Genomic DNA, 243 nt, shown 5'->3' on the forward strand with positions numbered 1-243 from the left:
TCCCACACGAGTTCGGCGATGGTCGTCTTCGACAGCACCTCGCCGCTGCGCCGCGCGAGCACGCCGAGCAGCTGGAATTCCTGCGCGGTGAGGTCGAGCCGCGTGCCGTCGCGGGTCGCGCGGCGGCCGATCAGGTCGACGCGCAGGTCGCCGATCGAGATCAGCGTCGATTCCTGCACGCGGGCGCGGCGCGTCAGCGCGCGCAGCCGTTCGATCAGCTCGAGGAACGAGAACGGCTTGGTC

1 protein-coding gene is annotated in these 243 nt (G+C 70.8%); it reads right to left on the minus strand.

Annotation, left to right across the window (positions count from 1 at the left end):
* Positions 1 to 243 (minus strand): winged helix-turn-helix domain-containing protein (locus AAEY83_RS17940; protein ID WP_351061394.1); only part of this gene is annotated, 243 nt, incomplete at both ends.

The sequence above is a fragment of the Psychrobacter sp. TB20-MNA-CIBAN-0197 genome (assembly GCF_040309765.1).
Classification (GTDB): Bacteria; Pseudomonadota; Gammaproteobacteria; order Pseudomonadales; family Moraxellaceae; genus Psychrobacter; species Psychrobacter submarinus.